The organism is uncultured Roseobacter sp., assembly GCF_947492555.1.
Taxonomy (GTDB): Bacteria; Pseudomonadota; Alphaproteobacteria; order Rhodobacterales; family Rhodobacteraceae; genus Roseobacter.
Map to the genome: position 1 here is coordinate 26695 of NZ_CANLNE010000006.1, position 24000 is coordinate 50694.

The window sequence follows — 24000 nt, forward strand, 5'->3', positions numbered from 1 at the left end:
GCGGATCAGGAGGGATTGGCGAGCCGTTGGCGCAGTAACTGGACGCCGTTCTCGAACAGGTCGAGGTTTTCTTGTGCACGGGCGGTCAGTTGCGCACCCTCCAGCAGGGGCAGGGTGGCAGCCGCTTCCTTGTCGGGCATCGTCACCCCGGCAATCGTGCCGTCGGACTGGCCCAGTTCAAAGGTCCGGGTCAGCCAGCCGATGACCATCTGGCGAAAGCTGCGGATCTCGGTGATCACATCGGCGGGCAGACTGTCGCGGCTGGTGGAGAAAGAGACACAGAGACAGAGAGTTTTACCGCCATTGAGAGCCGCTCGGTAGTGGTCGATCAACGCGGCCAGACGCGCGCACCCTGAGGGATGCGTCGCGTCCAATGCGGCCAGAGCCTCCTTGATCTCAGCAGCATAGCGCTGCATCAGCGCCACCGACAGTGCGGCCTTGGTCGGGAAATGGTGATGAATGCTGGCTTTGCGGATGCCCACGTCCTCCGCCAGATCGGCATAGCTGAACCCGTCGAAGCCGCGTGCGCGCGCGGCCCGTTCCGCCGAATTCAACAGGGCTGTTTTTGTATCAATCCGCATGCGCGTGACCTGTGCCATTGCCTTGCACCGTCAGTAATACGTTTTCGGCGGCTTCCAAAGCCCCTTCGAGGTAGCCGCCAAACTGGGGGGCCACTTCGGTGCCTGCAAACTGCAGTTTTCCGTCCCACAACCCGCGCAACGTGCCTGGTAACCCATAGGTCGGATGCGCGTGAAGGGGCGCTTTGTCTACGTCGGTTGCGGTAAAGGGGTCGAAGGCCCAGTCCTTTATGTACAGCGCTTTTGGCGTTGCTGCCTCCTTGCCGAACAGGCGCACCAACTGGGCGGTGACATCCCGGCGCAAGGCTTCCGCGTCGGTTCGGTGCTGCGGTGGGATGCCGATGAACCCGAAGAGAGCATAGGGTCCGCCGCTTGTGGGTGACGCATCGTGCACCTCGACCATGGGTCCGAACCGGCTCATGGCATCCCCGGACAGACCCGCGTCGCGCCAGAACGGCCTGTCGTAGATGGCCACTGCCTTGGCCTGCCCCGCCATCCAGGTGGCGATGCCCTGCATGGCATGCATTGACGTCGCGGGCAGGGCGGGGGCGTAGGTCATCTGCGCGGCGACACGGGGCGGCAGGGCCAGCACCACCTGTCTGGCTTTCAGTTTCTCACCATTTTGCAGCGTTGCGGTTACACCGTTTTCAGAATGCGCCAACGTCACGACCGGCGCGTTCAGCCGTTTTCGGTTGTCAGGGAGCCGAGCGGCGAGGGTTTGCGTCAGCGCTTCAAGGCCACCCTTGAGCCGCCGTGACCCATGCATAGAGGCAAACCCCCTCCCGCGCTCCACCTGGCCGCGTTCATCCTCAAAGGTCAGAACCCCATCTGCAAATTGATCGAATCTTTGCAAACCCAGATGGTCGATCAGGGCTGCGATGCGGGGTTGCCCCGGCCAGAACCACGCGGGGCCAAGATCAAAATAGCCTGCGTCGTGAAAAACCGTCTTGATCCGCCCGCCAAAGCGCTCGCGCGCCTCGATCAGCAGGTAGTCATGGTTTTGCGCCTCAAGAGCCTCTGCCAGCGCAAGGCCGGAGAGCCCGCCGCCGATGATCAGGGTGTCCATGGTTCAGAACCCTTCGGAGGCAGGGCGCAGATCAAGCTCATTTGTCCAGGTTGATTTGGGCTGCTGGGCGAGCTGCCAATAGGCTTCGGCGATGTCTGCCGGGTCCATCATCCGGGTTGGGTCTAACCCGTGCCGATCGCGTGACCGGGCGCTATCGACGATGCCGTCGAGGATGACGTGGCAGACATGGATGCCAGCGGGCTGATATTCCCGCGCGAGCGATTGGGTCAGTCCGCGCAATGCGAATTTGGCGCTGGCAAAGGCTGAGAACCTGGCCCCGCCGCGCAGGGATGCAGTGGCCCCGGAGACAATAAAGCTGCCGCCGCCCGCGCGGACCATAGGCTGTACCGTGGCTTGTGCCAGCAAGACCGCCGTCTGCACCATGGAGGCCCATGTGTTTTGGTAGTCCTGCAGCGTGGTGTCCGAAAACGGGTTGATGACCAATTCGGCGGTGTTGTGCACGACGACCTTGGGCGGGCCGTGGTCTGCGATGATCTGCGCAATGGTGTCCGGCACAGCAGTGTCATCCGCAAGATCGAGGGTGTGAAATGCGCCAACTGTTTCAGCAGGCCGGCTCCGTCCCAGCCCGACCGGGGTGAGACCGCCTGCCTTGAACCGCGCCAGCAGGGACTGGCCAAGGCCAGCCCCCGCGCCCGCAACCAGCGCCAGTGGGTTGTCGTGTCCCATCAGACAGCGGGCGGTTTTGCGTGGGGCAGGTGACCGGTCTTGATCCAGACCTTGGCCCCGTCATCTCCCGCAATAGCCGTTAAAGGCGCGCCTTCGGGCAGGCGCAGCCACGCGCCCTTGCTAAGGGTTTCACCGCTTTCCACGACGGATCCGTCGATGACCAGCATTTCGATCCCGCCCGCATCCGCATTGGTGAGCGTCGCACCTGCATCAAGGTGGCTGTAGGTCACGGTTTCGCGCGCATCTTGGTGCAGCTGTGTGGTGGCGACACCATCGACGGCAGCACGCAGGTCATCCGCCATGTTCTTGCGGAACTGGTTGCGGTCGTCCATATCGAACTGCCAGAGTTTCACGAAAATTGTGCAGCCCACATCCGACCCCGGCGTATGCGATGTGGTTGGCGGATTGCGCACATAGGTTCCCTCGGGAAAGTCGCCATGCTCGTCCTGAAACACCCCGTCCAGCACGATGAACTCTTCACCGCCGGTATGAGTGTGGGCCGAAAACTTGCTGTTGGGCGCGTAGCGTACAATGGTTGTCGCCCGCGCGACCTCGCCCCCGATGCGGTCTAGCATGCGCCGGTCCACGCCGGGCATCGGCGAGGCGCTCCAGTCCAGTTGATCCGAGTGCACGACCACCCGGGCGTTGAAATCTGCGTTCAGCTCCATGGTTTTTTCCTTTCCCATCCGGGCAGGTTACCCAGCGATGCTTGGGCGCGCCGCAACTTTCGTGCGCCACGCGATAAGATTGGACAGGCTGTCGGGGATGTCCACCTTGGCGAAATCGGCAAAGGCCAGCCCGGCAAAGGCAGTGATATCCGCGATCGAAAATCTGTCTCCCGCCAGATAATCATTATCCGCCAGAACACCGTCCAGATAGGCCATTGTCTGGCCTGCAACGTCCTTTTGTCTGTGCCCCCAGTCCGCACACTGATCGGTTTCGATGTCCGGACCAAGGCCAGGTGTCGCGTGGTGGAAATATGCGCTGACCGCATTCAGCAGACCGTTTTCCGCCCGCAGGTTCATCATGGATACCCGGGCCCGTTCCTTGGGGGTCTCTCCGGTCAGCGATGGCCCTTCGAAATGCCCGTCAATGTATTCGGTGATCGCGTTGCATTGGGCAATATGGCTGCCGTCTTCAAGCTCAAGACAGGGCACAACCGCATCGGGGTTCTTGGCCCGGAAGGCATCGGACCGGTGTTCACCGCTCATCACGTCAACCGGAACAAACTCGACCTGGTCGGTTACGCCTTTTTCGGCCAATGCGATGCGCACACGCGCGGGGTTGGGGAAGCCTTCGGCGTCATAGATTTTCATGAAAATACCTTCCTTGTTCTAGGGCTGATTTTTATCTACCTACTACTTGGTTGGCAAATCTGCAATAGAGTTTCTGACTGAAACCGGGAGGTCACGCGACCGTGATAGCCCCCATGTCCCAGCGTGCGCTCTTGGTCGGATCAGCCAGATTTTGGCGGATTGATCAAAGGAAGTTCATCAGCGGAAAAATATTGCTCAACACGCGCTGCAATTGATGTCGATCAACGCTGTGGCCCTCTTGCGCGCTATCCATCCGACAAACTGAAATCTGAGTGCGGAGTGTTGGACGATGCAAAAGAAGATGAAGGCGGCGGTGGTCACGAAACTGGGCGATCCTCTGGACATTCGCGAGGTGGCGGTGCCCCAGATCGGACCGGGGCAGGTGCTTGTCAGGGTGCGGGCGTCCGGGGTCTGTCATACGGATCTGCACGCCGCCATGGGGGACTGGCCGGTGAAGCCCACGGCGCCCTTTATTCCTGGTCATGAAGGCGTTGGGGAGGTCGCGCAGGTCGGGGCCGGCGTGACACATCTCAAGGAGGGCGACCGCGTTGGCGTGCCATGGCTGCACACTGCCTGCGGCCGTTGTGAGCATTGTTCGGGCGGGTGGGAAACCCTGTGCGAAAGCCAGCAGAACACCGGCTATTCGGTGGATGGCGCCTATGCCGATTTTGTGCGGGCGGATGCAAATTACGTCGGCCACATCCCGGATGCGCTTGATTTTGGTACTTCCTCACCGGTGCTTTGTGCCGGTGTGACCGTCTACAAGGGGCTCAAGGAAACCGAAGTGCGTCCCGGCCAGTGGGTTGCGATCTCCGGGATCGGCGGTTTGGGGCATATGGCGGTGCAATACGCCAAAGCCATGGGCATGAATGTGGTTGCCGTCGATGTGGCCGACAGCAAGCTCGATCTGGCGCGATCCCTCGGGGCGGATGAGACGATCAACGCAGCCAAGCTCGATCCAATCAAGGAAGTGGAAAAGCATTTAGGTGGTGTGCACGGCGCTCTCGTCACTGCCGTCAGCACCAAGGCCTTTGCACAGGCGACGGGCATGCTGCGCCGTCACGGCACCATGTCGCTGGTGGGCCTGCCGCCGGGTGATTTCCCGCTGCCGATTTTCGAGGTGGTGCTGAAGCGGCTGACCATTCGCGGGTCCATTGTGGGCACCCGTCTTGATCTGTCTGAGGCGCTGTCCATCGCGGCGGAGGGGAAGGTTTCGACCACTTACACATGGGATAAGCTGGACAATATCAACGACGTTTTTGACCGCATGCGGGCAGGCACGATTGAAGGCCGTGTTGTGCTGGAAATCTGATCCCTGCGCCTCTCCCCCAGATGAACCTTGGCTCCAAAAACGGAGCCCGACCGGAGACTATTGTGCCGCCCGTAGCCACTCATCCGCACGCCGACACAACTGAAACCTGCCTGACCAAACTCGGATCCTTTGCCCAGGGCCTCTCAACCGGTGAGGCCGGGGTGAGGTTGGAGACGCATGGCAAAAATCACCTGCCCGAAGCCCCGCCGCGCCCCGCCGTAATGCGGTTCCTGATGCATTTCAACAATGTGCTGATCTACGTGCTTATTGCTGCAGCGGCGGTGACGGCGTCCTTGGGTCACATGATCGACACCTGGGTGATTCTGGCCGTTGTGCTGGTCAACGCGACCATGGGCTTCATCCAGGAAGGCCGCGCGGAAAACGCGATGGCCGAAATCCGGCAGATGCTGGCGCCGCATGCCTCGGTTCTGCGCGACGGGAAACGGATCAGCATCGATGCAGCGGACGTCGTGCCCGGCGATATCGTGCTGCTGGAGCCCGGGGATCGGGTCGCGGCGGATCTGCGGCTTTTGCAGGTGCACGGGTTAATGGTGCAGGAGGCCATTCTGACCGGCGAATCCGTGCCGGTGGAAAAATCGGTGGCGCCCGTAGGAGCAGATGCAGCCCTAGGGGACCGTACCTGCATGGCTTTCAGTGGCACACTGATCACCGCCGGGGTCGGGCGCGGGGTCGTCACAGCAACCGGCGCGGTGTCAGAGATCGGGCGGATCAGTGGCATGCTGGGCCGCGTGCGCGGGTTGAAAACGCCGCTTGTCGTGCAGATGGACAAATTCGCCCGATGGCTGACCGTGCTCATTCTGCTGGTCGCAGGGGCTCTGCTGGCCTTTGGCTACTATGTGCAGCATTTTGACTTCCACGCGATGTTCATCGCCGTGGTCAGCCTTGCCGTTGCCGCGATCCCCGAAGCCTTGCCCGCTGTCATGACCATCACACTGGCCATCGGGGTCCAGGCGATGGCGAAACGTCATGCCATTGTGCGCCGCTTACCCGCGATCGAAACAATCGGGGCGGTTTCAGTGATTTGTACCGACAAGACCGGCACGCTGACCCGGAACGAGATGATGGTGGCGTCGGTTGTGACAAGTGCCGGGCGCTTTACGGTTACCGGGGACGGTTATGCGCCGACGGGCGAGATTACTGCTGAAGAAGGTGTGGCGATTGACAGCACGCTTTCGGGCATCGCGCAGGCGGCGCTGCTGTGTAACAACGCGGCGCTGCGGGAGGCAGGCGGTGTCTGGACCGTTGACGGCGATCCGATGGAGGGCGCGCTGCTGGCCTTTGGGCAGAAGGCAGGAGAGAGCGCCTCTGGTTGGTCCCGTACTGGCGAGATCCCGTTTGATGCGGTCCGCCGCTACATGGCCGTGCAGGTGGAGAACGCTGATGGAGAGGCCCTGCTCGTGGTGAAGGGCGCCCCCGAAAAACTGCTGGAGATGTGCCGTGATCAGATCGGCGAGGCCGGGCCCGAGCTGTTGGATAGGGGACATTGGACCGCCGAAGCTGCCCATATTGCGGCCCGTGGCCAGCGTGTGCTGGCCCTCGCGCGCAGGTCGCCAGAGGCCGGTGTACTGGCAGATACCATCGAAGGAGACCTGAGCCTGATTGGTCTGGTGGGCCTGATCGACCCGCCGAGGGCGGAGGCCATCGCTGCGGTTAAGGAGTGCAAAAAAGCCGGGATCGCCGTGAAAATGATCACCGGGGACCACGCGGGCACGGCCTCGGCCATTGGCCGTCAGATCGGGCTGGCCAATCCCGACGCGGTGCTGACCGGCGCGGATATCGACGCTATGGATGACGGTATCCTCGCCGTGGAGGTCATGAGCACGAATATCTTTGCCCGCACTTCGCCCGAGCACAAATTGCGTCTGGTCACCGCCTTGCAGGCGCATGATCTGGTGGTGGCCATGACCGGCGACGGGGTGAATGACGCACCTGCGCTCAAACGCGCGGACATTGGGGTTGCCATGGGGATCACCGGCTCGGCCGCCTCCAAGGAAGCTGCCGATCTGGTGCTGGCCAATGATAACTTCGCCTCCATCTCGGCAGCGGTGCGCGAGGGGCGCACGGTCTGGGACAACATCCGCAAACTCGTCAGCTGGGTTCTGCCCACCAGCGCCGGGGAGGCGGGCACAATCGCCGCCGCCCTCCTGCTGGGCTTTGCGCTGCCGGTATCACCGGTGCAAATTCTCTGGGTTAATATGATCACAGCGGTCACGCTGGGCCTTGCGCTCGCCTATGAACCGCCCGAGGCCGAAACCATGCAGCGCCCCCCGCGTCACCGCAACACCGGGCTGCTGACCGGCGGCCTTGTCTGGCATGTCATTTTTGTCACCACGCTGTTTCTGGCCATCGTCTTTGGCCTTTTCACCTACGCGCTCGAAAAAGGATATCCGCTGGTACTGGCGCAAACCATGGCCATGAACATGTTGGTGGTGCTGGAGATTTTCCATCTGTTCTACATCCGCAACATTTTTGGCACCTCGATCAACTGGAACGCGTTCAAAGGCACGCGCGCGGTGTGGATCAGCGTGATTATCGCGACGGTCGCGCAGTTTGTGGTGACTTATCTGCCCTTTGTGCAGCCGATCCTGGGCACGCAGTCCGTGCCGCTGGTGGATGGGATGTTGATCATTGCGATCGGGCTTGTCTTCTTCGCCGTCATCGAGACGGAAAAGCAGCTGCGTCTGGTGCTGACAGGCCACAACGGGATTTAGCGGGTTTGCGGGACCTCAGGCCTCCCGCGCAGCCTCACGGCGCAGGCTGATCCGCGTCCCGGTCTTGCCGTTGACCAGGTCCAGCGTATCCGAGAGACGCCCGATTGCAGCAAAACCACCGGTGGCCCGCGCAAATTCACAGGCCGCGTCGACCTTGGGACCCATGGAGCCCGCCGGGAAATCCATCTGGCCGGCTTCTTCCGGTGAAAGATGAGAGATCAGCGCTTGCTCGGGCGTGCCCCAGCCGGAATAGACACCCGCCACATCGGTCAGCATCAGGAAGGCGTCCGCCTCCAGCATGCGCGCCAGAAGCCCGCTGGCGTGGTCCTTGTCGATCACGGCTTCGATGCCGATCATCGTGCCATCGTCCTTCTGCACAACCGGGATGCCGCCGCCACCCGCGCAGATGATCACAACGCCCTGATCCAGCAACAGTTGGATAACGTCCAGTTCCAGAATCCGTCGGGGTCGGGGCGAGGGGACCGTGCGCCGAAAATGCGCGCCATCCTGCCCGATTGTCCACCCATGATCCGTGCTGAGCCGCGCGGCCTCTTCCTGCGTGTAGATGGGACCGATGAACTTGGTCGGGTTCCGAAAGGCCGGATCGTCCGCGTCCACCTCGATCTGGGTCAGCAGGGTCGCATATCTGGCGTCGGGCAGATAGGCGTTGTCCAGCTCCTGTTGTAGCACATAGCCGATCATCCCATCCGTTTCCGCGCCCAGAACATCCAGCGGAAAGGCGCCCCCGCGCAGCGCCAGATAGCCGACCTGCGGCCCGTTGCCGTGGGTGATCACGACCTCATGTCCGGCGTCCAAGACTTGGGCAAGTGCACCTGCTGCGGTGCGAATACTGGCACGCTGGCTTTCGGCGGTCAGGGTCTCTCCTCTTTTGGACAAGGCGTTTCCGCCCAAAGCGACGACAATTCTCATTCGGGACCTCGACACGTCAACAGGATTGGATGCACAGGCAGGCTCGCGCATTTCTGTCTCAGTAGTGTGAACTGCTGCCCACCGGTTGAGATTGATCAATCGGGCAGACCTCTGCCGTCACTTCTTGAGACGGTTTTTCGACTTTTGATAGAGCCGCTTGTTAAGGTCTATGAACTGCGCAAGGCCGCGACCAAGCAGTCCGGCCGCGTTGCGAACAAGGTAGAGATATCCGGTCACGCTGGCGATCAGACTACCGACCGCGTTGATCATCAGATCGCCCATGGTGTCAAGAAGGCCAGATTTCTGCATGTTCAGCCCAAAAATCTGGTCCATGCCGAATTCGAATATCTCCCAGATCGCGCCGATGGTCATGGCGACGCAAAAGGTGACGAAGGCAATGGCAGAGGGGGGGGCTGCAAAACGGTCCCCCTCGAACAGCATGAAGACAAAAAGGAACCCGATCAGGCCAAAGCCGATGGCAGAGAATCCGTGCAGAGCCAGGTCCCACCACCATAGGCGTTCGTAGAAATCGAAAGCCTCGCCCAGAAAGATCGAGGCAAAGAAAAACAGGGTGGTGGCCAGAAGAAAGGGCACCGGCAGGGTCAGCGACCATCGGGATGCCAGAGTGGGCGGCACGAGCGACAGGGCCAGTGTGGCCAGCGTGACAAAGGCCAGCGACCAGCGGGCCAGACCAAAGGCCACGATGACGGCAAGCAGCAGCGAGGCCCAAATGGCCAGCATAATGGGTTTAAAGTTTTTCGTAGTATGCATCGCAAGATCGCTTTCTTGACGTTCAATCCTGATGGGCTTGCCCTATATATAAGGTATGACCAACACAGTCCTAAGGATCGCAAGCTATAATATTCGCAAAGCCCGGGGCCTTGACCAGAAACGGTTGCCGGGGCGGACCTTGCAGGTGATCAACCAGCTGCAGGCCGACATCGTTGTTTTGCAGGAAGCAGACAGGCGGGTCGGGGTGCGCAAACCGGCCATCCCGCGCAAGCTAATCGAGGCGGAAACGGATTTCCGGCTGGTTGACGTGTGTGAGAACGGGATCAGCCTTGGGTGGCACGGCAATGCTGTTCTGATGCGCGATCCGGCGCAGGTTCTGCGGGTCGAACGGGTGCCGCTGCCCGGGCTGGAGCCTCGGGGTGCGGTGCGTCTGGACATGACGTTTGGTGGGGGTCTCAGCGTTGTCGCAGCTCATCTTGGGCTTTTGCGCCGGGATCGCCGGGAACAATTGCAGGCGCTCTGCCAAGCGACGGCAAACAGCCCGCATGCCGTGATTGCCGGTGATTTCAATGAATGGTCGCACCGCAAGGGGCTGGAGCCTCTGGTGGGCAAGTTCGACACACATGCGCCGGGGCACAGCTTTCACGCCCGCCGCCCGATTGCGGCACTGGACCGGTTCGCCCTCAGTCACGGTGTCGAATTGCGCGGTGCCGGGGTAGAGCAGGGCGCGCTGGCCAGACGCGCGTCAGACCACCTGCCCATTTGGTCAGATATTGCCATTCCAGCAGCTGCTACGTGCTGAACATGACGGGCAGCTTTGCATCGCGCAGTAGCGCATAGGTGGTTGCGCCAATCACGAAATCATAGACTTTCGAATGCCCGAAGGCTCCGGTAACAATCATATCTGCACCGCGTTCGAAAGCCACCTGACCCACCACATCCGCGACGGTATCACCAGCCGTATTGCGATGTTCCAGTGTGGGTTTCATCCCATGTCTTGAAAACATCTCGGCCACGTCGACCCCTTCGGAATCCTCCAGAGCATCAGACGGGGTGCTGCCAACGCGCAGGACGGTAAGGGTCGCCCCCTCATCAGCAACACTCAGCAGATCATGCGCCGCGCGCGCAGCCTCCCGCGTCGCGCTCCAGCCCAGCAGGACGTTTTTACCGATCTCCACACCGTCGTAGTCCGGCGGCACGACAATCACCGGCCGACCACTCTCCTGAATGACCTCGCTTTGCGCATTGCGCTGTTCATAGCGGTCCGCTTCCTTGTCCCCCCGGGCCATGATGACCAAATCGGCCGTGCGGGCACTCTCCACAAGGCGCTCATTGGCAGAGACGGCGTCGGCCCGCACGAGGCGAAACTCGCTTTGGAAATCCTCATTTGTCGTATGTTTCGTGAAAACCGCCTTGATGGCCGCAGTTTCGATTTTCTGACTTTCGTTGAATGCCTCGAAGGCGGGCTCGGGGATGTGCATGGCGATGCCCGGATACACGACCAGCGCTTGCAGGGTGTGCAGCCCGATCAGATGTGCGTTGTGTTTACGTGCCAGCGGCACCGCAAGCTTCAGCAGCGTCTCGGCGTGTTCCGCCGTGGTCAGGCACACCAGAAGTGTCTTGATCCCCATAACATACGTCCTTTCCAAAGAGGCGGGGGCACCGAAGGGCGCCCCTCGCGCGTTTCAGGTCTTGCTGATGTCGATTTTATGAAAGTCAGCCTTGGCCGCCGCCGGTTTCGCGATCCGCAGCTTCAGGATGCCATCTGCGAATTTCGCCTCGACGGCCCCCGCATCCGGCGCGAACCCCAGCGGGATCTGCCGCCGAAAGCTGCCGTAGCGCCGCTCGATCAGGTGATATCCGCTGTCGGATTTTTCGTGATCCGCGCTCTTTTCGCCCTTGAGTGTCAGCAGATCGCCCGTGATCGACGCGTCCAGATCCTCTTCTGCAACACCGGGCAGCTCTGCGCTGATCTCGACCGCCTCTTCGGTCTCCACCAGATCAATGGCGGGAAACACCGGCGTGGAAAAAACAGAAGGTGCACCCGTTTCCGGCATGGGGAAACCCGTCCGGAATTGTTCCAGCAGCCGGTTCATCTCCTTTTGGAAGGACGGAAAAAGAGCAGACCCACCGGCCTCGGAGCGCAATTCGGGAAGTATTTGGCGTGACATCACACGTCTCCTTTCTGAAGTCCCGACACGGGATTGTGTCGCCGGTGTCCTAGCAAACCAGTGTCCCACGCGATTGATTCCGATCAATCCACAGCCTCCTGCTTGCAGTAGCTCATAGGCGACTGCAGTCTGATTGGAGGAGCATCCCATGCTGTTGCTCAGATACGCGCTGACCCTTATCGCTGTCCTTGGGAGCGGCACGCCGCTCTGGTCCGATACGGTCTCTGCCCAAAATGGCAGCGACACGTTCTTTTCCGGATCCGTCGTCAGTGAAGCAATTGATACGCGTGGGGATACGTTTCTGTCCGCGCGCTCGGCGGTTGCCCGCGGTGTTTCGCAGGGGGATCTGCACATTGCCGGCATGGATGTCTCCGTGCAGGCCGACACCGCCGAAGATCTCTATGCCTTTGGCGGCACGGTGCTCATCCGCAGCGCCGTTGCCCAGGATCTGACAGCGGGTGGTTTTTCGGTGCGCACGGAAAGCAGCTCTGAAACAAGCGGGAACGCTCGGATTTTCGGCAATTCGGTCACCATTGAGGGCAAGGTCGAGGGGGCACTGCTGATCGCCGCACGTGATGTGATCCTGAACGCACCGATCGAGGGCGACGCCCGCATTCTGGCAAAAACCATCTCCTTCGGTCCGAACGCGGTTGTCGACGGAACCCTGACCTACAGCACGCGGGAAAGACTTTCGGTGCCCGAACGTGTCGCCCCGACCGAACGGGTGGTGTTTGAACGGGCAGTGGACCGCGATGTCTGGAAGGAATGGAGCGAGATGCGCAAGGACATGCCCGTCTTGCCCACCTTTGCGTCCCTGCTGAGTGCCTTTGTCATCTCGCTGTTGTTCTTTGTGGTCTTGGGCACCTTGATGCTCACTTTCATGCCCAAACGCCTGGAAAAGATGCGTCATAGCATCGCGACGGCGCCCGGTCAGACCATGCTGCTCGGCATCATTGGCCTGTCCATCCTGTTTGGCATGGTGCCCATCACCGGTCTGACGCTCGTCGGGCTGCCCTTTGTCCCGATTGCGCTGCTGGGGATCCTTGTCACATGGACGCTTGGATACGCATTGGGCGCCTATAGCGTCGCCATGCGTATCTGGACCGGGTTCGGCGGAGATCAAAACCCCGGCAACATCGCGCGCGTGCTGGTCTTTGCGGCGGCGATTGCCTTTGTCGCACTGCTGAATTTCATCCCCTTCGTCGGATGGGTGGCGAACTACACGCTTGTGCTGCTCGGCATCGGCGCCATGACCCATGCGGTGTTCCAATATCTGATCGGCAACCCGGGTCAGGCCTTTGATATCGACATGAAACCCATCGACGACTGATCCCGGAAAGGAGCGCGCATATGTCTGCACAAGGTTTGGAAGTGATCGATCACACTGTTCAGCTGACCCATGAATGGATCAATGAACTGGCCGCCCGGCTGGACTGGTCCTCGAAACGCAGCGCCCTGCGGTTGCTCCGCCTGACCCTGCACCGCGTGCGTGACCACCTTTTGCCCAATGAACTGGCGCAGTTCTCCGCGCAGTTGCCCTTGCTGGTGCGGGGCATGTTTTTCGAAGGCTGGGTGCCCAAACACACACCGATCAAGGACCGCAATGCCGAAGAGTTCAAAAGCGCCATCGACAGTCAGATGCGCGAGGCCGAGGAGTACCGCGGACCCGAAGACATTCGTTGTGTGTTTGACCTGCTGAATGCCCGTCTGACGGAGGGTGAAATCGAAGACGTGCGGGCCAATCTGCCCATGGCCATTCGCGCCTTGTGGTCAGCACCCTAGCGGCATCTCGCCTCTAGCGTCCGCGATCCCCGAGCGACAGCGCAAGAAGCGCTTTCGGGCGCAGAATGATGATCGTGTGAATGTTGTCGATCGCGATGGTCTCAGACTTGCGCAGCTGGGTAAAAGTGCGGCTGATCGTTTCCGTCGTCAGCCCGAGGAAATCGGCAATGTCGGCGCGGCTCATCGGCAATTCCACCTGCCTGTGCCCTGCCACATCCTGACCCACCCGGTCAGACAGGATACACAGGAAGGACGCCACTTTTTCCAGCGCTGATTTCTGTCCGAGCATCATGAAGTGATCCTGCATCGCGCTGATCTCGCGCAGCGCGGCCTGCAGCAGTTCCTGATGCAGTTTCGGATCGCCTTCGCCATTTTCCAGCGCTGATCTGCGATAGGGTTGCAGGCGCGCATCCACCAGCACCTCGCAATCCGTGTGGTGCAGCCCACCGGCCGGGAAGCCCACGACATCGCCGGGATATCCAAAGGCGATCACCTGGCGGCGGCCGTCTTCCAACAGCCGGGTCAACCGCAGCACACCGGTGGTGATCTGGTAGAGCCAGACCACCGGGTCCCCTTCGAAATAGACGTATGACCCGGCTTTCAGCCGCGCTTCGGGACATTTGACGCAGGCGCTTTCGAGCGGGACTGCAGGTGTGGTTTCAGCGTGTTCTTTTGGAATTGTGACATACATCCTTGCAGGCCCCCCGAGGAATTGGGCGCCAACTTGGACAGTCCTTGTATTTTCGCTTATCCTGCCCCTGCAAGATTTTGTATCATTTTGTATGAGACACTATTTGGCGCCGAACCTTCGTACTAAATTGAGATGGCAAGAGGCCACATCAAGCAGGGCCGGGGACGCAGACTATGTCAGATCAGAAAATTCTTGTTGTTGAGGACGATGCAAAGATTCGCACGCTTCTGCGCAACGTGATGGAACACGAGGGCTATTCCGTTCTCGAAGCGGAAAACGCACGTCAGGTCATGGATCTGGTCAAGTCTTCCTGCATCAGCCTGATCACATTGGATATCCATCTGGGCGCGGACAATGGTCTGGAGCTGGCGCGGGACATCCGGCGCCTGTCCAGTGTGCCGATCATCATGATCACCGGCAAGGACGATATCATAGACCGCGTCGTCGGTCTGGAGATTGGCGCGGATGACTACATCACCAAGCCTTTCCATGTGCGCGAAGTCATCGCCCGGATCAGAAGTGTGCTGCGCAGAACCGCGGACACCACACAGCAAGCCATTTTGGTCGATGCCAACACCGCCGAAAGCCCGGCGTTCTGTTTTGACGGCATGACGGCTATTCCAGACCGCCTTGAGCTGCTGGACAGGTCCGGGACGGACTGCGGACTGACCAGCGGCGACTTCAGGCTGCTGATGGTCTTTCTTGAGCGCGCCAAACGCGTCCTGTCCCGTGATCAGCTGATGGACCTGACCGGGGGCGTGGAATGGAGTCCGCTGGACCGGACGATCGACAACCAGATCGCCCGACTGCGCAAGAAGATCGAACGCGATCCGTCAAACCCGAAACTGGTCAAGACGGTGCGCGGCGTAGGCTACACCTTCGCCTGCGACGTGCAATCGGTTCACCCTTCGGAACGGTCCGCCAAAAGCGCCTGAAGCCGCTGCGCCAGATCGGATTGGCGATAGGGTTTGCGCAGGATATCGTAACTCTGGCCGCGCGCCATCGCATCCGTCACCACATCGCTTGCGTATCCCGAGGTCAGCAAAACCTTCAGATGTGGAAACTCCGAAGTCACTTTGGCGGCGAGGTCATATCCGTTGAGTGCACCCGGCATGACAAGATCCGAAAATAGGACATCGGCACGGATGCCATTGGTGAGCATACTGTAGGCCTCGTCACCGGTGCTGGCTTCTTCGGTCCTGAATCCCAGGTCGCGAATGCGTTCGACCGACAGCTTGCGCACTTTCGGATTGTCTTCGACAACCAAGACGGTTTCACCGTGTCCAAGGGGCAGATCACGCCGGGCCTTCGTGTCACCAGACGCGTCAGACAGGTCATCATGGACAGGGACTGCGGGGAAATAGAGGCCAAAGCTCGTCCCATGGCCAAGCTCGCTATAGAGGGTTATGTGCCCGCCCGACTGGCGCACGAAGCCATAGACCATGGCCAGCCCCAGACCCGTCCCGCCACTCTCCGACTTCGTGGTGAAAAACGGCTCAAACGCGCGCTGCTGTGCCTCGACACTCATGCCCGCGCCATTGTCACTGACCGACAGCCGGACGTAATCGCCAAGCTTGATGTCGGTTTCCTGCGCCATGTAGGTATCGTCGATGGTCACATTGGAGAGCGACACCAGAAGCTCGCCATTCGGCCCCATGGCATCGCGGGCGTTCAGCGCAAGGTTCATCAGGGCCGATTGCAACTGAACGGGGTCGATCATCACCAGGTTCAGATCGGGTGAGAAATTTGTCTTGATGCGCGTGTTGGCCCCCAGCGTGCGCCTGAGAATGGCCAGCGTTTCTTCACATAAAATGCGCAGGTCGGTCTCGACCGGCTTGAGATTGCTGCGCCGCGCAAAGACCATCAGACGCGCCGTGAGATCGGCCCCCAGTTCGGCGGAATCGAGCGCATCCTTGATCAGCGCCATTTGTCGGTCATTTGCCCCGCGCATCTCAAGCAGTTCCAGGTTGCCGATTACAACCGTCAGCAGGTTGTTGAAATCATGCGCGATACCACCCGTCATCTGACCAATTGCATCGAGCCGCTGCGAGCGGGAGAGGGCATGCTGCGTTGCCTTGTCCTGCGTCAGGTCGTGCATGATCGCGACAAACATGCGCTGGCCCGAAACATCCGCGTAGCTGACGGCAATATGCAGCGGAAAGACGGATTTGTCCTTTTTCTGACCCTCCACGTCACGGCCGACACCGATGATGCGCTCTTCTCCGGTCTTCATGTGATGCGCCATGAACCCGCCATGCAAATCCGCCAGCGCCGTGGGCATCAGGACGTTGACGCTTTGCCCGATCAACGCCTCCGCATCGTATTGAAACAGGCGACAGGCTGCGGGATTGGCGCGTGTGATCATACCCCGCTGGTCGGACACAACCATCGCATCCGCCGCCATTTCCAGAATGGCGTGCAAAAGCCCGTTTTCCTGATCGTCGTTACCCATTCAAATCATCGCTTTTCGATCAGCCTGCCAAAAGGTCGTCCAAAGGCGCAAGTCTGAATTGATATTCCTCAATGCCGCCCTGCAGCGCTGTGAAAAAACACTCTGGCGCCTCCCCGAACTCTAGAGCGCGCAAAGCTGTCGACCACAAGAAGGAACCAGATGGATGTTCAGACAAATCATTGTGGGCATGGATGGCTCGGACAAGGCGGAAAGGGCCCTGCGCATCGCCTGTGATCTGGCCAAGCACTACGTGGGCACGGTCACCATTCTGCATGTGCCGCATGCAGAAACGGCGGCTTTCTCCATGGGCGCCGTGGCCGGGTACCACGCCGCGATCGACAAGCCGACCTTTGCGCAAATCGAAGAAGCCGGTCAGCAGGTGTTGGACAACGGCGTGAAAATCGCCGACGACATGGGATGCAAATCGGTGAAAACACATATGCCGCATGGCGATGCCGCCACTGAAATCCTGGCGCATGCAGAGGACATTCAGGCCGATCTGATCGTCACCGGACGGCGCGGTCTGAGCAGTATCTCCGGCCTTGTTCTCGGCAGCACCACGCAACGCATCAACCATCTGGCACATTGCGCCTGCCTCTCGGTGGCCTGAATCTCGGTTTGCCTTACCGGTGGCGAACGAGGTCGGACAGGCGCAGGTAGCGGGTCAGGTCGGCCAGCGAAATGACACCCATCAGCTGATGCCCGTCAACCACGAGGAACTTGCGACGCCCGGTGTCGGCAATCCGCGCCATCAAGTCCTGCACCGGCATCTCGCCCGAAATCGAGGCCTGTCCATCCAGCCCCGCAAAAACATCACCCACGCGGGTGTTGGACCAGTGTTCGCGGTCGATACCTGCCAGCACAGCCTGATCCATATGGCCCAGGAGAACCCCGTCTTCGACAACCGGCACAAAACTGACGTTGTGGCGCAGCATGATGCGGTTCACGAATTCTGACAGCGTCATCTCCGGGCTGATCACAATCGGGTCGCGTTGCATCAGGGTGGCCACTGTCTTGTGGTCAAACGCAACCTTGGCCAGTTGGGTCTGATAAGCCGCGCGCGCGGCCATCAGGACGAAAAACCCGATCATGATTTGCCACAGCCCGGCAATCAGCGCCCCGTCGAAGAGCGCCAGAACCCCAAGGCCCATCAGCACATAGGCAAAGATCGTGCCCGATTGCGACGCCGTTTCCGTGGCGGCCAGCACGTCCCCGTTGCGGTGCCAGAGATAGGCGCGCAACACCCGACCCCCGTCCAAGGGGAACGCAGGCACAAGGTTGAAAAGCGCCAGGATCAGATTGATCAGCGCGAGATAACCAAGCACCATCGACACCGGCACCGCAGCCGCCACCAGTTCCGAAAGCCGCGCCAGACTCCAGAACCCCAGTGCCAGCACGAGGCTCATCACCGGACCGGCGAGCGCCACCCAGAATTCCACCCGCGCCGATCGCGGCTCGGCCTCCAGCTCCGCCACACCGCCAAAGAGGAAAAGCGTGATCCCCTTGATCGGCACACCCAGACGGCGCGCGACAACGGAGTGGGCAAGCTCGTGAAGCAAAAGCGAGACGAAGAAGCACAGCATCGCGATCAGAGCCATGGCCAGATAGGTGCCCGTGCTCTGATGTGGCAGGATGGCGGGGAAGTACCCCTGAGACAGGGACCAGGTGATCAGCGCGGCGATGAGAAGCCAGCTTGGGTCCAGCTTGATATCGAAACCGTTGATCGAAAAGAGTTTGACTGCGTTTGAGAACATAAGCCGCCTCGTCTTTGGCCACCAGACTAGCGGTGAACAGCGCCTGTTCATTGACTTTTCTCAAGAGCCGGGGCGCTTGTGCCCATCCGCAGGTGCCGCACCGGCGCCTGCCCGCCGATGTGCGCCACGTGCGGTCCTTGGGATTGAGCAATGTCAATCAGGCAGGGGCCTTCGGACCTAGACTTGCGACGCGCTACCCCAAACTGGAGGACCAGACATGGCAAACAAAGCGGAGAAATCACCCTCATCCCTGAGCGAAGCACCCCTGGCCGCGTTCACCCAATTGCAGGAAGCCGGGCTTGGAAACATGGTCGGCATGAGCAATGCGTGGCTCGAAACCATGGGCGACATGGGGGCCGAAGTGGCCAGTTTCATCGCGGAACGGATCAAGGAAGACGTGAAAACACAGCATGCAATTCTGCAGTGCAAGAACATGACAGACCTACAGACAATCCAGACCGAATTCGTCCAGAAAGCGCTGGACCAATACCAGGCCGAAACCGGCAAACTGGTCGAGATGGGCACCAAAACCTTTGCGGCAAACCTCAAGGATCAGGACGGCAAGGCCTAGCCAAAAACATAGCGCCCCGGCGCTTTGTCCAAAACGCTGATGCGTGACGAGCGGGGATCTTCAGGATCGCCGCTTTGTTTTTTCAGCCATGCGGACCAGTGTTCCCACCAGGATCCGTCCTGTGGGGTTTCCCGGTCAAACCAGTCCTGCGCCGTGACGTGAGCGTCGCCTTCCACCTTGTGCCCGTGGCGAAAATGCCGACCCGCATGACCGGGCTCGGACAGGATGCCACCGTTATGCCCGCCGTTGGTCAGCACAAAGGTGACATCGGTATCGGTCAGCAAGGACAGCCCGAAAACCGATGTCCAGGGCGATACGTGATCGCTTTCGGTCGCCACACTGTAGATCGGCGCGCGGATATCCGTCAGGGCAATGGCAACGCCGTCGACCTCAAACCTGCCCTTGGCCAGATCATTGTTCAGAAACAGCCGTCTGAGGTATTCCGAATGCATCCCCGCCGGCATTCTGGTCGCATCCGCATTCCACGCCATCAGCGGGTTGTCCGGCGTGCGTTCGCCCAGCAAATAGTGCCGTATGACCCGGCTCCAGATCAGATCGTTGGAGCGCAACAGCTGAAACGCCCCGGCCATCTGATCCGCTTCGAGATATCCGCGCGTTGCCATCATGTCTTCCAGAAACGCGATCTGGCTTTCATTGATGAACAGGCCCAGCTCCCCCGGTTCGGAAAAATCAACCTGAGAGGCCAGCAGGCTGACCGTGCGAAAAGGATCGTCCGCGTCTCGCGCCAGTGCCGCTGCTGTGATCGCCAGCAATGTGCCCCCCAGACAGTAACCGGCGGCATGCAGCCTTTTGGCACCCATAGACTTGATCTGCGCCACAGCGGCCCGAACACCCAGATCGACATAATCCTGCATCGACAATCCGGCATCTTCCTCATCCGGGTTTTTCCAGGAGAGGATGAAGACCTCGAACCCCTGATCGCGCAGATAGGCTACCAGGGACCGTTGGGCCGTCAGATCGAGAATGTAGTATTTCATGATCCACGCTGGCACGATCAGGATCGGTTCCGGGTGCACTTTATCCGTGGTTGGATGATAACGGATCAACTCGATCAGGTCGTTGCGGAACACCACATCGCCCGGCGTGGTCGCAAGGTCCTCGCCAACAGCATACGTACTCGGGCGGCGCGGCTGGTTGGAGATCAGCCGGTTGAAATCTTCCATCCAATAGCGCGCTCCCCGGACAAGGTTCTGGCCCAATTCTTCCCGCGTCCGGTTCAGAACCTGCGGATTGGTGTGCGCGAAATTGGCGGGCGAGAGCATGTCCAGCCACTGCCGCACGGCAAAGCGCACGATTTCGGCATGTTTCGGATCGACGCCGGGCATGTCGGTTGTCGCTGTCTCCCACCAGTTCTGCGCGGTCATGAACCCTTGTGCGACCAAATTGTAAGGAAACATGCGCCACGCGGCGTGCCTGAACCGCGGATCGCGTGACAGATCGGCATCAGGGGCCGGTGCCATCGACAGTTTCAGCAATTCCGACTGCTTGTCTGGTGACGCCATCAGATGCAGGGACCAATCCAGATAGGCCGTGGCCAGCGCGGCGGGCGACAATCCCCCGGTCAACTGACCAAAGGCAGCATGCCATTTGGCATCGAGCTTATGCGATTTTTCCTGCGTCTGCGTCATAGCTGTGACCTTTCGACAAGAGAGACACCACTTGAAATCGCATCGCTGGGATGAGTGACAACCTGTTCACCGGGTTCCAGACCGCCCTGAACTTCGGTCATCCGTTCGTTGCGACGGCCCAGCGTCACAATCCGTTTCTCGGCCACGCCGCCGTTCGATACGAAAACCGCCCAGTTGTCCCCATCCCGAAAGGCGGCACTCAGCGGCATTTGCAGCACATCATCCGCATGCCATTCGACGATCCTGAGAAAGACGGAGAAACCGTCCCCCAGATTGGGCCGATCCGCGCGCGGGCTGGTCAGGGTGAAATAGGCGTCCACCCGCTGCTCTTCGATGCCCAGAGCGGAAACCTTGGTGCGCGCCTTGGGGTCGATACGGTCAAGCCGGGCCTGCAGCGTCTTGTCGCCGCCCCAGCGCTCGACATAGGCCAGCGCCCCGGCCTCCAACCGGACCGCATCATGGGACAGGATGTCGGCCACCAGTTCGAGGTCTTCCGGATCGCCGATGCTGACCAGCGGGGTGCCGATGGACACCGGGCGCTGACTGATGGCACCCACCGACAGGATGACACCATCCGCCGGGGCTCTCAGTTCAACGCAGCAGCTGGCAGGCCGGTGATCCGTTTCATCGGTTTCCAACAGGCTCGCGCGCGCGCGTTCGATCGTGCCTTGCGCCATTTCGATCCGCGCCTCTTCGGCCTGCACGGCGGCCTCGGCGACCGCCAGACGCTGCGTGTCATCCTCCAGCTTGGTGATCGAGGCGACACCCCGGTTGACCAGGGCCTGCGTGCGGTCGAATTGCGACCGGGCAAAGCTGAGGGTTTCCTCGGCCTGTCGCAAATCCGCCTGCGCCACGTGTCGCGCTGCCAAGGCTTCCTGCAAGGTGGCCTCAGCCTGCAGCCGCGTGCGGGCGTCCAATAGGCCCGATGACGCGGGCTGCACAATAGCGACCACCGTTTCCCCCGCCCGCACCCTGTCACCCTCCTCGACGGGGGAGCGCAGTGCCGTGCCCGCAATGGGAGAGGCCACCTCGAAGAGGTCGCGCACTTCGGTTTCGCCTTCAGCATTGATCGTCACTTCCAGCGGTCCGCGCGTGACCTCTGCGAGGTCCACCGGCACCGGGTCCTCGCGGAAACTGACATAGGCGAGCGCCGAAACCACGGCAACGCCGAACCCGATCAAAACCAATGTACGTGTAGAATAGGCCATGATTTCATTCCCTTGTCTTCATGACGGCAACCAGATCCAAACGATCCAGTCGCCGTCGAACGATCATCACCGACACCAAGGCGGCAGTTAGAACAACCAGACTGGCGCTGGCGAATGTCGCGGGCTGCAAGACCAGCGGAATGGCGTAGACATCGCTGGTGAAAGCATTGGTCATCGTGCGCGCAATCCATGCCCCGATCAGCCAGCCAAAGGGCTGGGCGATCAGGGCGATCAGCATCATTTCCCCCACGAGGATGTAGGACACCTCGCCCCGGTCGAAGCCGAGGATACGCAGACTGGCCAGCTCGCGTGCGCGTTCCGACAGCTGAATGCGCGCGGCGTTATAGGTCACGCCGACGGTGATGAGCACGGCAATCACGATGTAGATGGTGTTCATCACGGTCACATTCTGGTCGATGGTGTCCTGAAACGACTGCCGGTTCTCGGTCATCTCGATCAGGCCCGACAGTTCGGGCAATTCCTTGATCGCCTTGTGCAATGCCGCTGTCTGGTGTTCATCCAGCGTCACATTGGCCGTGGTCAGCTGCGGGGCCTGCCGGAACAGGGTGTTCAGGAACGCCAGATCCATATAGGCGCCCAGCCCGAAATGCTGTTCAACCAGCCCGGTCACCACCAGATCAAAGGTTTCACGCCTGCCGCTGAGAAACTCTGCCTCAATCGTGTCCCCGGCCTGCACATCCAACTGGTCGGCCAAACGCTGGGACAGCAGAATACCCCCCCGCGGCGCGGTCATCAGACGCCCCGACGCATCCATGACGCGGCTGAGGTCCGTATCCGGACGCCGCGCCTCGACCGCCACGCGTTTCGACAGGTGCCCCTTGTGCAGGATCGCTGTGTGAAACTGCTGGCTTTCGGCCTGAAGCACGCCAGGCAGGTTGCGCACGTCTTCCAGCGCCGTCTCAAGAACGTCGTCAGAAAAGATCAACATCGCGTCCTGACGGTTGGTCTGAAAAAAGGCGAGGTCGACGATTTCATCCAACGCGTCATTGATAAAGAGCGACGCAATGACCGAGGCAACGGCCAGCGCCAGCCCTAAGGAGGTCAGAAAGCTGCGCAAAGGCCAGCGCAGAAGGCTGCGCAGGATCATGATCGTCGGCTGTGTCAAGCGCAGGCGGGCCATCATCTCATCAATGAATGATCGTTTGAACCGGGGCGGGGCAGGGGGTTGCATCGCAATGGCCGGGGCCAGCCGCGCCGCCTGCAGCGCACTATGCGCGGCCCCCAGGCTGGTGGTCGCCAGCCCGGCCAGCCCCGCTGCGGCGTAGACCCAATAAGACACGCGAAAGATCACGAAGGGAAAGTTGAAAAACTGCGCGTATTGGTTCGCCATGCTGCGGGCCAGCACGGTCCCGGCGACCCACCCCAGCAAGACCCCCGCCAGCGCGATCAACCCGGCCAGCATGAGATAGTGCAGGCAAACCTCCGTGTTGGAATATCCGATGGCCTTCAACAGCCCGATCTCACTGCGTTCCAATGCGATGATCCGGCTCAGCACCATGCTGACCAGAAACCCCGCGATGCCAAAGAAGATCGGCGGCAGGATCGCGGCCATACCCTTGAGCTGGCTGATCTCGGCATCCAGAAAGGCATCCGATTGCTGCGTGGTCCGGTCGTACGCCCCGAACCCGCCGTAGGGCTCCAGCAGGTCATCCACCGCATCGATGACAGGGGCCGTGGGCAGGCCCGCCGCCACCGCAATCGCCACGTCATTGAACGCGCCCGTCATGTCAAAGGCCGCCGCAGCCGCCCGCTCCGACATCCAGATGATCCCGAAGGATGTGTTGTCCGGCATCAGGGCACCGGGCCCGATGGTATAAACGAATTCCGGTGACAGCACCGTGCCCACAATCGTCAACTCACGCTTTTGCCCGCGCAGATTGGCGCTGAAACTGCCCCCCGGCTCAAACCCGTTGGCCGCCGCAAAAGGCGCGTTGACCACAATCTCATCCGTCACCATCGGATTGGGAAACCGGCCCTGTACCAGCAGGGGCACGTTCAAAACCGGCTCCCTGTCTTCAGGGTAGGACAGCACCCGGCCCACGGCCGTTTTCACCCGCCCCGGAATATCGAGGATCGCATCGCCGGAAATCCGGGCTTCGACATTCAGAACCCCGTCGATCCGGGCAATCTCGGGCAGGAGCGATTCAGGGGCCCGGGTCGTGTGCACAAAGACATCCGCAAACCGGTTACGCTCGTAATAGGCGGTCCGGGTTTCCGACAGCGCCGAATACATCCCCACCGAGGTCAGCAGGATCGCCACTCCGCAGGCCAGCACCAGCGCGATGGCAATCGCCTGCATCCAGAGCCTTCTGAAATCGCGCAGCAGCTTTCTGTCAATCGCCTGCATC

At 60.6% G+C, this 24000-nt stretch carries 23 protein-coding genes; 8 read left to right on the top strand and 15 right to left on the bottom strand.

The genetic code is table 11. The features are described 5' to 3' along the window. Positions 1 to 5: 5 nt before the first annotated feature. Genes Q1A07_RS20535 through Q1A07_RS20555 form a run of 5 tightly spaced genes read right to left on the bottom strand, consistent with a single transcriptional unit; the run spans position 6 to position 3647 of the window. Positions 6 to 581, bottom strand: coding sequence for a TetR/AcrR family transcriptional regulator (locus tag Q1A07_RS20535; protein WP_299784131.1), 576 nt, complete (start codon positions 579 to 581; stop codon positions 6 to 8). Further along, positions 571 to 1644: an FAD-dependent oxidoreductase gene (locus Q1A07_RS20540; protein WP_299784133.1), complete on the bottom strand. Its 1074-nt coding sequence runs from the start codon at positions 1642 to 1644 to the stop codon at positions 571 to 573. The genes Q1A07_RS20535 and Q1A07_RS20540 overlap by 11 nt, the downstream gene beginning before the upstream one ends. A gap of 3 nt (positions 1645 to 1647) precedes the next feature. After that, positions 1648 to 2331 carry an SDR family NAD(P)-dependent oxidoreductase gene (locus tag Q1A07_RS20545; RefSeq protein ID WP_299784135.1) on the bottom strand — a complete coding sequence of 228 codons (684 nt, stop codon included), beginning with the start codon at positions 2329 to 2331 and terminating at the stop codon, positions 1648 to 1650. Further along, positions 2331 to 2999 (bottom strand): cupin domain-containing protein, encoded by a 669-nt coding sequence (locus tag Q1A07_RS20550; protein WP_299784137.1) that lies wholly within the window; start codon positions 2997 to 2999, stop codon positions 2331 to 2333. Before Q1A07_RS20550 ends, Q1A07_RS20545 begins: the two co-directional genes overlap by 1 nt. A 27-nt stretch (positions 3000 to 3026) precedes the next feature. Next, positions 3027 to 3647 carry a glutathione S-transferase gene (locus Q1A07_RS20555; protein ID WP_299784139.1) on the bottom strand — a complete coding sequence of 207 codons (621 nt, stop codon included), beginning with the start codon at positions 3645 to 3647 and terminating at the stop codon, positions 3027 to 3029. A gap of 289 nt (positions 3648 to 3936) precedes the next feature. On the opposite strand from Q1A07_RS20555, the gene adhP reads away from it, so the two are divergent. After that, positions 3937 to 4959, top strand: coding sequence for an alcohol dehydrogenase AdhP (gene adhP, locus Q1A07_RS20560; protein WP_299784140.1), 1023 nt, complete (start codon positions 3937 to 3939; stop codon positions 4957 to 4959). A 59-nt stretch (positions 4960 to 5018) separates the two neighbouring features. Beyond that, complete coding sequence (locus Q1A07_RS20565; RefSeq protein WP_299784269.1) at positions 5019 to 7691, top strand: HAD-IC family P-type ATPase; 2673 nt, start codon at positions 5019 to 5021, stop codon at positions 7689 to 7691. Between the two features lie 15 nt (positions 7692 to 7706). Here Q1A07_RS20565 and arcC read toward each other — a convergent pair whose 3' ends face one another. Both arcC and Q1A07_RS20575 read right to left on the bottom strand, forming a co-directional pair. Further along, on the bottom strand, positions 7707 to 8621 hold the full coding sequence (gene arcC, locus Q1A07_RS20570; RefSeq protein ID WP_299784142.1) for a carbamate kinase: 915 nt from the start codon (positions 8619 to 8621) through the stop codon (positions 7707 to 7709). 117 nt (positions 8622 to 8738) lie between these two features. Beyond that, complete coding sequence (locus tag Q1A07_RS20575) at positions 8739 to 9362, bottom strand: hypothetical protein (RefSeq protein ID WP_299784144.1); 624 nt, start codon at positions 9360 to 9362, stop codon at positions 8739 to 8741. Between the two features lie 85 nt (positions 9363 to 9447). On the opposite strand from Q1A07_RS20575, the gene Q1A07_RS20580 reads away from it, so the two are divergent. Beyond that, positions 9448 to 10155, top strand: coding sequence for an endonuclease/exonuclease/phosphatase family protein (locus Q1A07_RS20580; protein ID WP_299784146.1), 708 nt, complete (start codon positions 9448 to 9450; stop codon positions 10153 to 10155). On the opposite strand, the gene Q1A07_RS20585 is transcribed toward Q1A07_RS20580, so the two are convergent. Together Q1A07_RS20585 and Q1A07_RS20590 are read right to left on the bottom strand one after the other, a co-directional pair. Beyond that, positions 10145 to 10984 carry a universal stress protein gene (locus tag Q1A07_RS20585; protein ID WP_299784148.1) on the bottom strand — a complete coding sequence of 280 codons (840 nt, stop codon included), beginning with the start codon at positions 10982 to 10984 and terminating at the stop codon, positions 10145 to 10147. The genes Q1A07_RS20580 and Q1A07_RS20585 overlap by 11 nt on opposite strands. Positions 10985 to 11038: 54 nt before the next feature. Next, positions 11039 to 11524 (bottom strand): Hsp20/alpha crystallin family protein, encoded by a 486-nt coding sequence (locus Q1A07_RS20590; RefSeq protein WP_299784150.1) that lies wholly within the window; start codon positions 11522 to 11524, stop codon positions 11039 to 11041. Positions 11525 to 11672: 148 nt separating this feature from the next. Here Q1A07_RS20590 and Q1A07_RS20595 point away from each other — a divergent pair, with 148 nt between their 5' ends. After that, positions 11673 to 12854, top strand: coding sequence for a hypothetical protein (locus tag Q1A07_RS20595; RefSeq protein ID WP_299784152.1), 1182 nt, complete (start codon positions 11673 to 11675; stop codon positions 12852 to 12854). A 20-nt stretch (positions 12855 to 12874) separates the two neighbouring features. Then, positions 12875 to 13306 (top strand): DUF2267 domain-containing protein, encoded by a 432-nt coding sequence (locus tag Q1A07_RS20600; RefSeq protein ID WP_299784154.1) that lies wholly within the window; start codon positions 12875 to 12877, stop codon positions 13304 to 13306. Between the two features lie 13 nt (positions 13307 to 13319). Here the strand turns inward: Q1A07_RS20600 and Q1A07_RS20605 are convergent, their stop codons facing one another. Continuing rightward, positions 13320 to 13997, bottom strand: coding sequence for a helix-turn-helix domain-containing protein (locus Q1A07_RS20605; RefSeq protein ID WP_299784157.1), 678 nt, complete (start codon positions 13995 to 13997; stop codon positions 13320 to 13322). Positions 13998 to 14170: 173 nt separating this feature from the next. On the opposite strand from Q1A07_RS20605, the gene Q1A07_RS20610 reads away from it, so the two are divergent. Then, complete coding sequence (locus Q1A07_RS20610; protein ID WP_299784159.1) at positions 14171 to 14932, top strand: response regulator; 762 nt, start codon at positions 14171 to 14173, stop codon at positions 14930 to 14932. Here Q1A07_RS20610 and Q1A07_RS20615 read toward each other — a convergent pair. Next, on the bottom strand, positions 14899 to 16449 hold the full coding sequence (locus tag Q1A07_RS20615) for an ATP-binding protein (protein WP_299784161.1): 1551 nt from the start codon (positions 16447 to 16449) through the stop codon (positions 14899 to 14901). The two genes, Q1A07_RS20610 and Q1A07_RS20615, sit on opposite strands and share 34 nt — an antisense overlap. 163 nt (positions 16450 to 16612) lie before the next feature. On the opposite strand from Q1A07_RS20615, the gene Q1A07_RS20620 reads away from it, so the two are divergent. Next, positions 16613 to 17059, top strand: coding sequence for a universal stress protein (locus Q1A07_RS20620; RefSeq protein ID WP_299784162.1), 447 nt, complete (start codon positions 16613 to 16615; stop codon positions 17057 to 17059). A 13-nt stretch (positions 17060 to 17072) separates the two neighbouring features. Here Q1A07_RS20620 and Q1A07_RS20625 read toward each other — a convergent pair whose 3' ends face one another. Next, the gene (locus Q1A07_RS20625) at positions 17073 to 18203 is read right to left on the bottom strand and encodes a site-2 protease family protein (RefSeq protein ID WP_299784164.1); all 1131 of its coding nucleotides are present in this window, start codon (positions 18201 to 18203) and stop codon (positions 17073 to 17075) included. A gap of 217 nt (positions 18204 to 18420) precedes the next feature. Between Q1A07_RS20625 and Q1A07_RS20630 the strand changes: the two genes are divergently transcribed. Next, a complete protein-coding gene (locus tag Q1A07_RS20630) occupies positions 18421 to 18774 on the top strand; it encodes a phasin family protein (protein WP_299784167.1) in 354 nt (117 codons plus the stop codon). Here the strand turns inward: Q1A07_RS20630 and Q1A07_RS20635 are convergent. Genes Q1A07_RS20635 through Q1A07_RS20645 form a run of 3 tightly spaced genes read right to left on the bottom strand, consistent with a single transcriptional unit; the run spans position 18771 to position 23999 of the window. Beyond that, positions 18771 to 20423 carry an alpha/beta fold hydrolase gene (locus Q1A07_RS20635; RefSeq protein ID WP_299784169.1) on the bottom strand — a complete coding sequence of 551 codons (1653 nt, stop codon included), beginning with the start codon at positions 20421 to 20423 and terminating at the stop codon, positions 18771 to 18773. The two genes, Q1A07_RS20630 and Q1A07_RS20635, sit on opposite strands and share 4 nt — an antisense overlap. Next, positions 20420 to 21631: an HlyD family efflux transporter periplasmic adaptor subunit gene (locus tag Q1A07_RS20640; RefSeq protein WP_299784171.1), complete on the bottom strand. Its 1212-nt coding sequence runs from the start codon at positions 21629 to 21631 to the stop codon at positions 20420 to 20422. Before Q1A07_RS20640 ends, Q1A07_RS20635 begins: the two co-directional genes overlap by 4 nt. 4 nt (positions 21632 to 21635) lie before the next feature. Continuing rightward, positions 21636 to 23999 (bottom strand): ABC transporter permease, encoded by a 2364-nt coding sequence (locus Q1A07_RS20645; protein WP_299784173.1) that lies wholly within the window; start codon positions 23997 to 23999, stop codon positions 21636 to 21638. Position 24000 lies beyond the last annotated feature (1 nt).

Coding starts and splice junctions, on each gene's coding strand:
- Q1A07_RS20535 (WP_299784131.1), bottom strand. CDS start 581: ATGCGGATTGATACAAAAACAGCCCTGTTGAATTCGGCGGAACGGGCC.
- Q1A07_RS20540 (WP_299784133.1), bottom strand. CDS start 1,644: ATGGACACCCTGATCATCGGCGGCGGGCTCTCCGGCCTTGCGCTGGCA.
- Q1A07_RS20545 (WP_299784135.1), bottom strand. CDS start 2,331: ATGGGACACGACAACCCACTGGCGCTGGTTGCGGGCGCGGGGGCTGGC.
- Q1A07_RS20550 (WP_299784137.1), bottom strand. CDS start 2,999: ATGGAGCTGAACGCAGATTTCAACGCCCGGGTGGTCGTGCACTCGGAT.
- Q1A07_RS20555 (WP_299784139.1), bottom strand. CDS start 3,647: ATGAAAATCTATGACGCCGAAGGCTTCCCCAACCCCGCGCGTGTGCGC.
- adhP (WP_299784140.1), top strand. CDS start 3,937: ATGCAAAAGAAGATGAAGGCGGCGGTGGTCACGAAACTGGGCGATCCT.
- arcC (WP_299784142.1), bottom strand. CDS start 8,621: ATGAGAATTGTCGTCGCTTTGGGCGGAAACGCCTTGTCCAAAAGAGGA.
- Q1A07_RS20575 (WP_299784144.1), bottom strand. CDS start 9,362: ATGCTGGCCATTTGGGCCTCGCTGCTGCTTGCCGTCATCGTGGCCTTT.
- Q1A07_RS20580 (WP_299784146.1), top strand. CDS start 9,448: ATGACCAACACAGTCCTAAGGATCGCAAGCTATAATATTCGCAAAGCC.
- Q1A07_RS20585 (WP_299784148.1), bottom strand. CDS start 10,984: ATGGGGATCAAGACACTTCTGGTGTGCCTGACCACGGCGGAACACGCC.
- Q1A07_RS20590 (WP_299784150.1), bottom strand. CDS start 11,524: ATGTCACGCCAAATACTTCCCGAATTGCGCTCCGAGGCCGGTGGGTCT.
- Q1A07_RS20595 (WP_299784152.1), top strand. CDS start 11,673: ATGCTGTTGCTCAGATACGCGCTGACCCTTATCGCTGTCCTTGGGAGC.
- Q1A07_RS20600 (WP_299784154.1), top strand. CDS start 12,875: ATGTCTGCACAAGGTTTGGAAGTGATCGATCACACTGTTCAGCTGACC.
- Q1A07_RS20605 (WP_299784157.1), bottom strand. CDS start 13,997: ATGTATGTCACAATTCCAAAAGAACACGCTGAAACCACACCTGCAGTC.
- Q1A07_RS20610 (WP_299784159.1), top strand. CDS start 14,171: ATGTCAGATCAGAAAATTCTTGTTGTTGAGGACGATGCAAAGATTCGC.
- Q1A07_RS20615 (WP_299784161.1), bottom strand. CDS start 16,449: ATGGGTAACGACGATCAGGAAAACGGGCTTTTGCACGCCATTCTGGAA.
- Q1A07_RS20620 (WP_299784162.1), top strand. CDS start 16,613: ATGTTCAGACAAATCATTGTGGGCATGGATGGCTCGGACAAGGCGGAA.
- Q1A07_RS20625 (WP_299784164.1), bottom strand. CDS start 18,203: ATGTTCTCAAACGCAGTCAAACTCTTTTCGATCAACGGTTTCGATATC.
- Q1A07_RS20630 (WP_299784167.1), top strand. CDS start 18,421: ATGGCAAACAAAGCGGAGAAATCACCCTCATCCCTGAGCGAAGCACCC.
- Q1A07_RS20635 (WP_299784169.1), bottom strand. CDS start 20,423: ATGACGCAGACGCAGGAAAAATCGCATAAGCTCGATGCCAAATGGCAT.
- Q1A07_RS20640 (WP_299784171.1), bottom strand. CDS start 21,631: ATGGCCTATTCTACACGTACATTGGTTTTGATCGGGTTCGGCGTTGCC.
- Q1A07_RS20645 (WP_299784173.1), bottom strand. CDS start 23,999: ATGCAGGCGATTGACAGAAAGCTGCTGCGCGATTTCAGAAGGCTCTGG.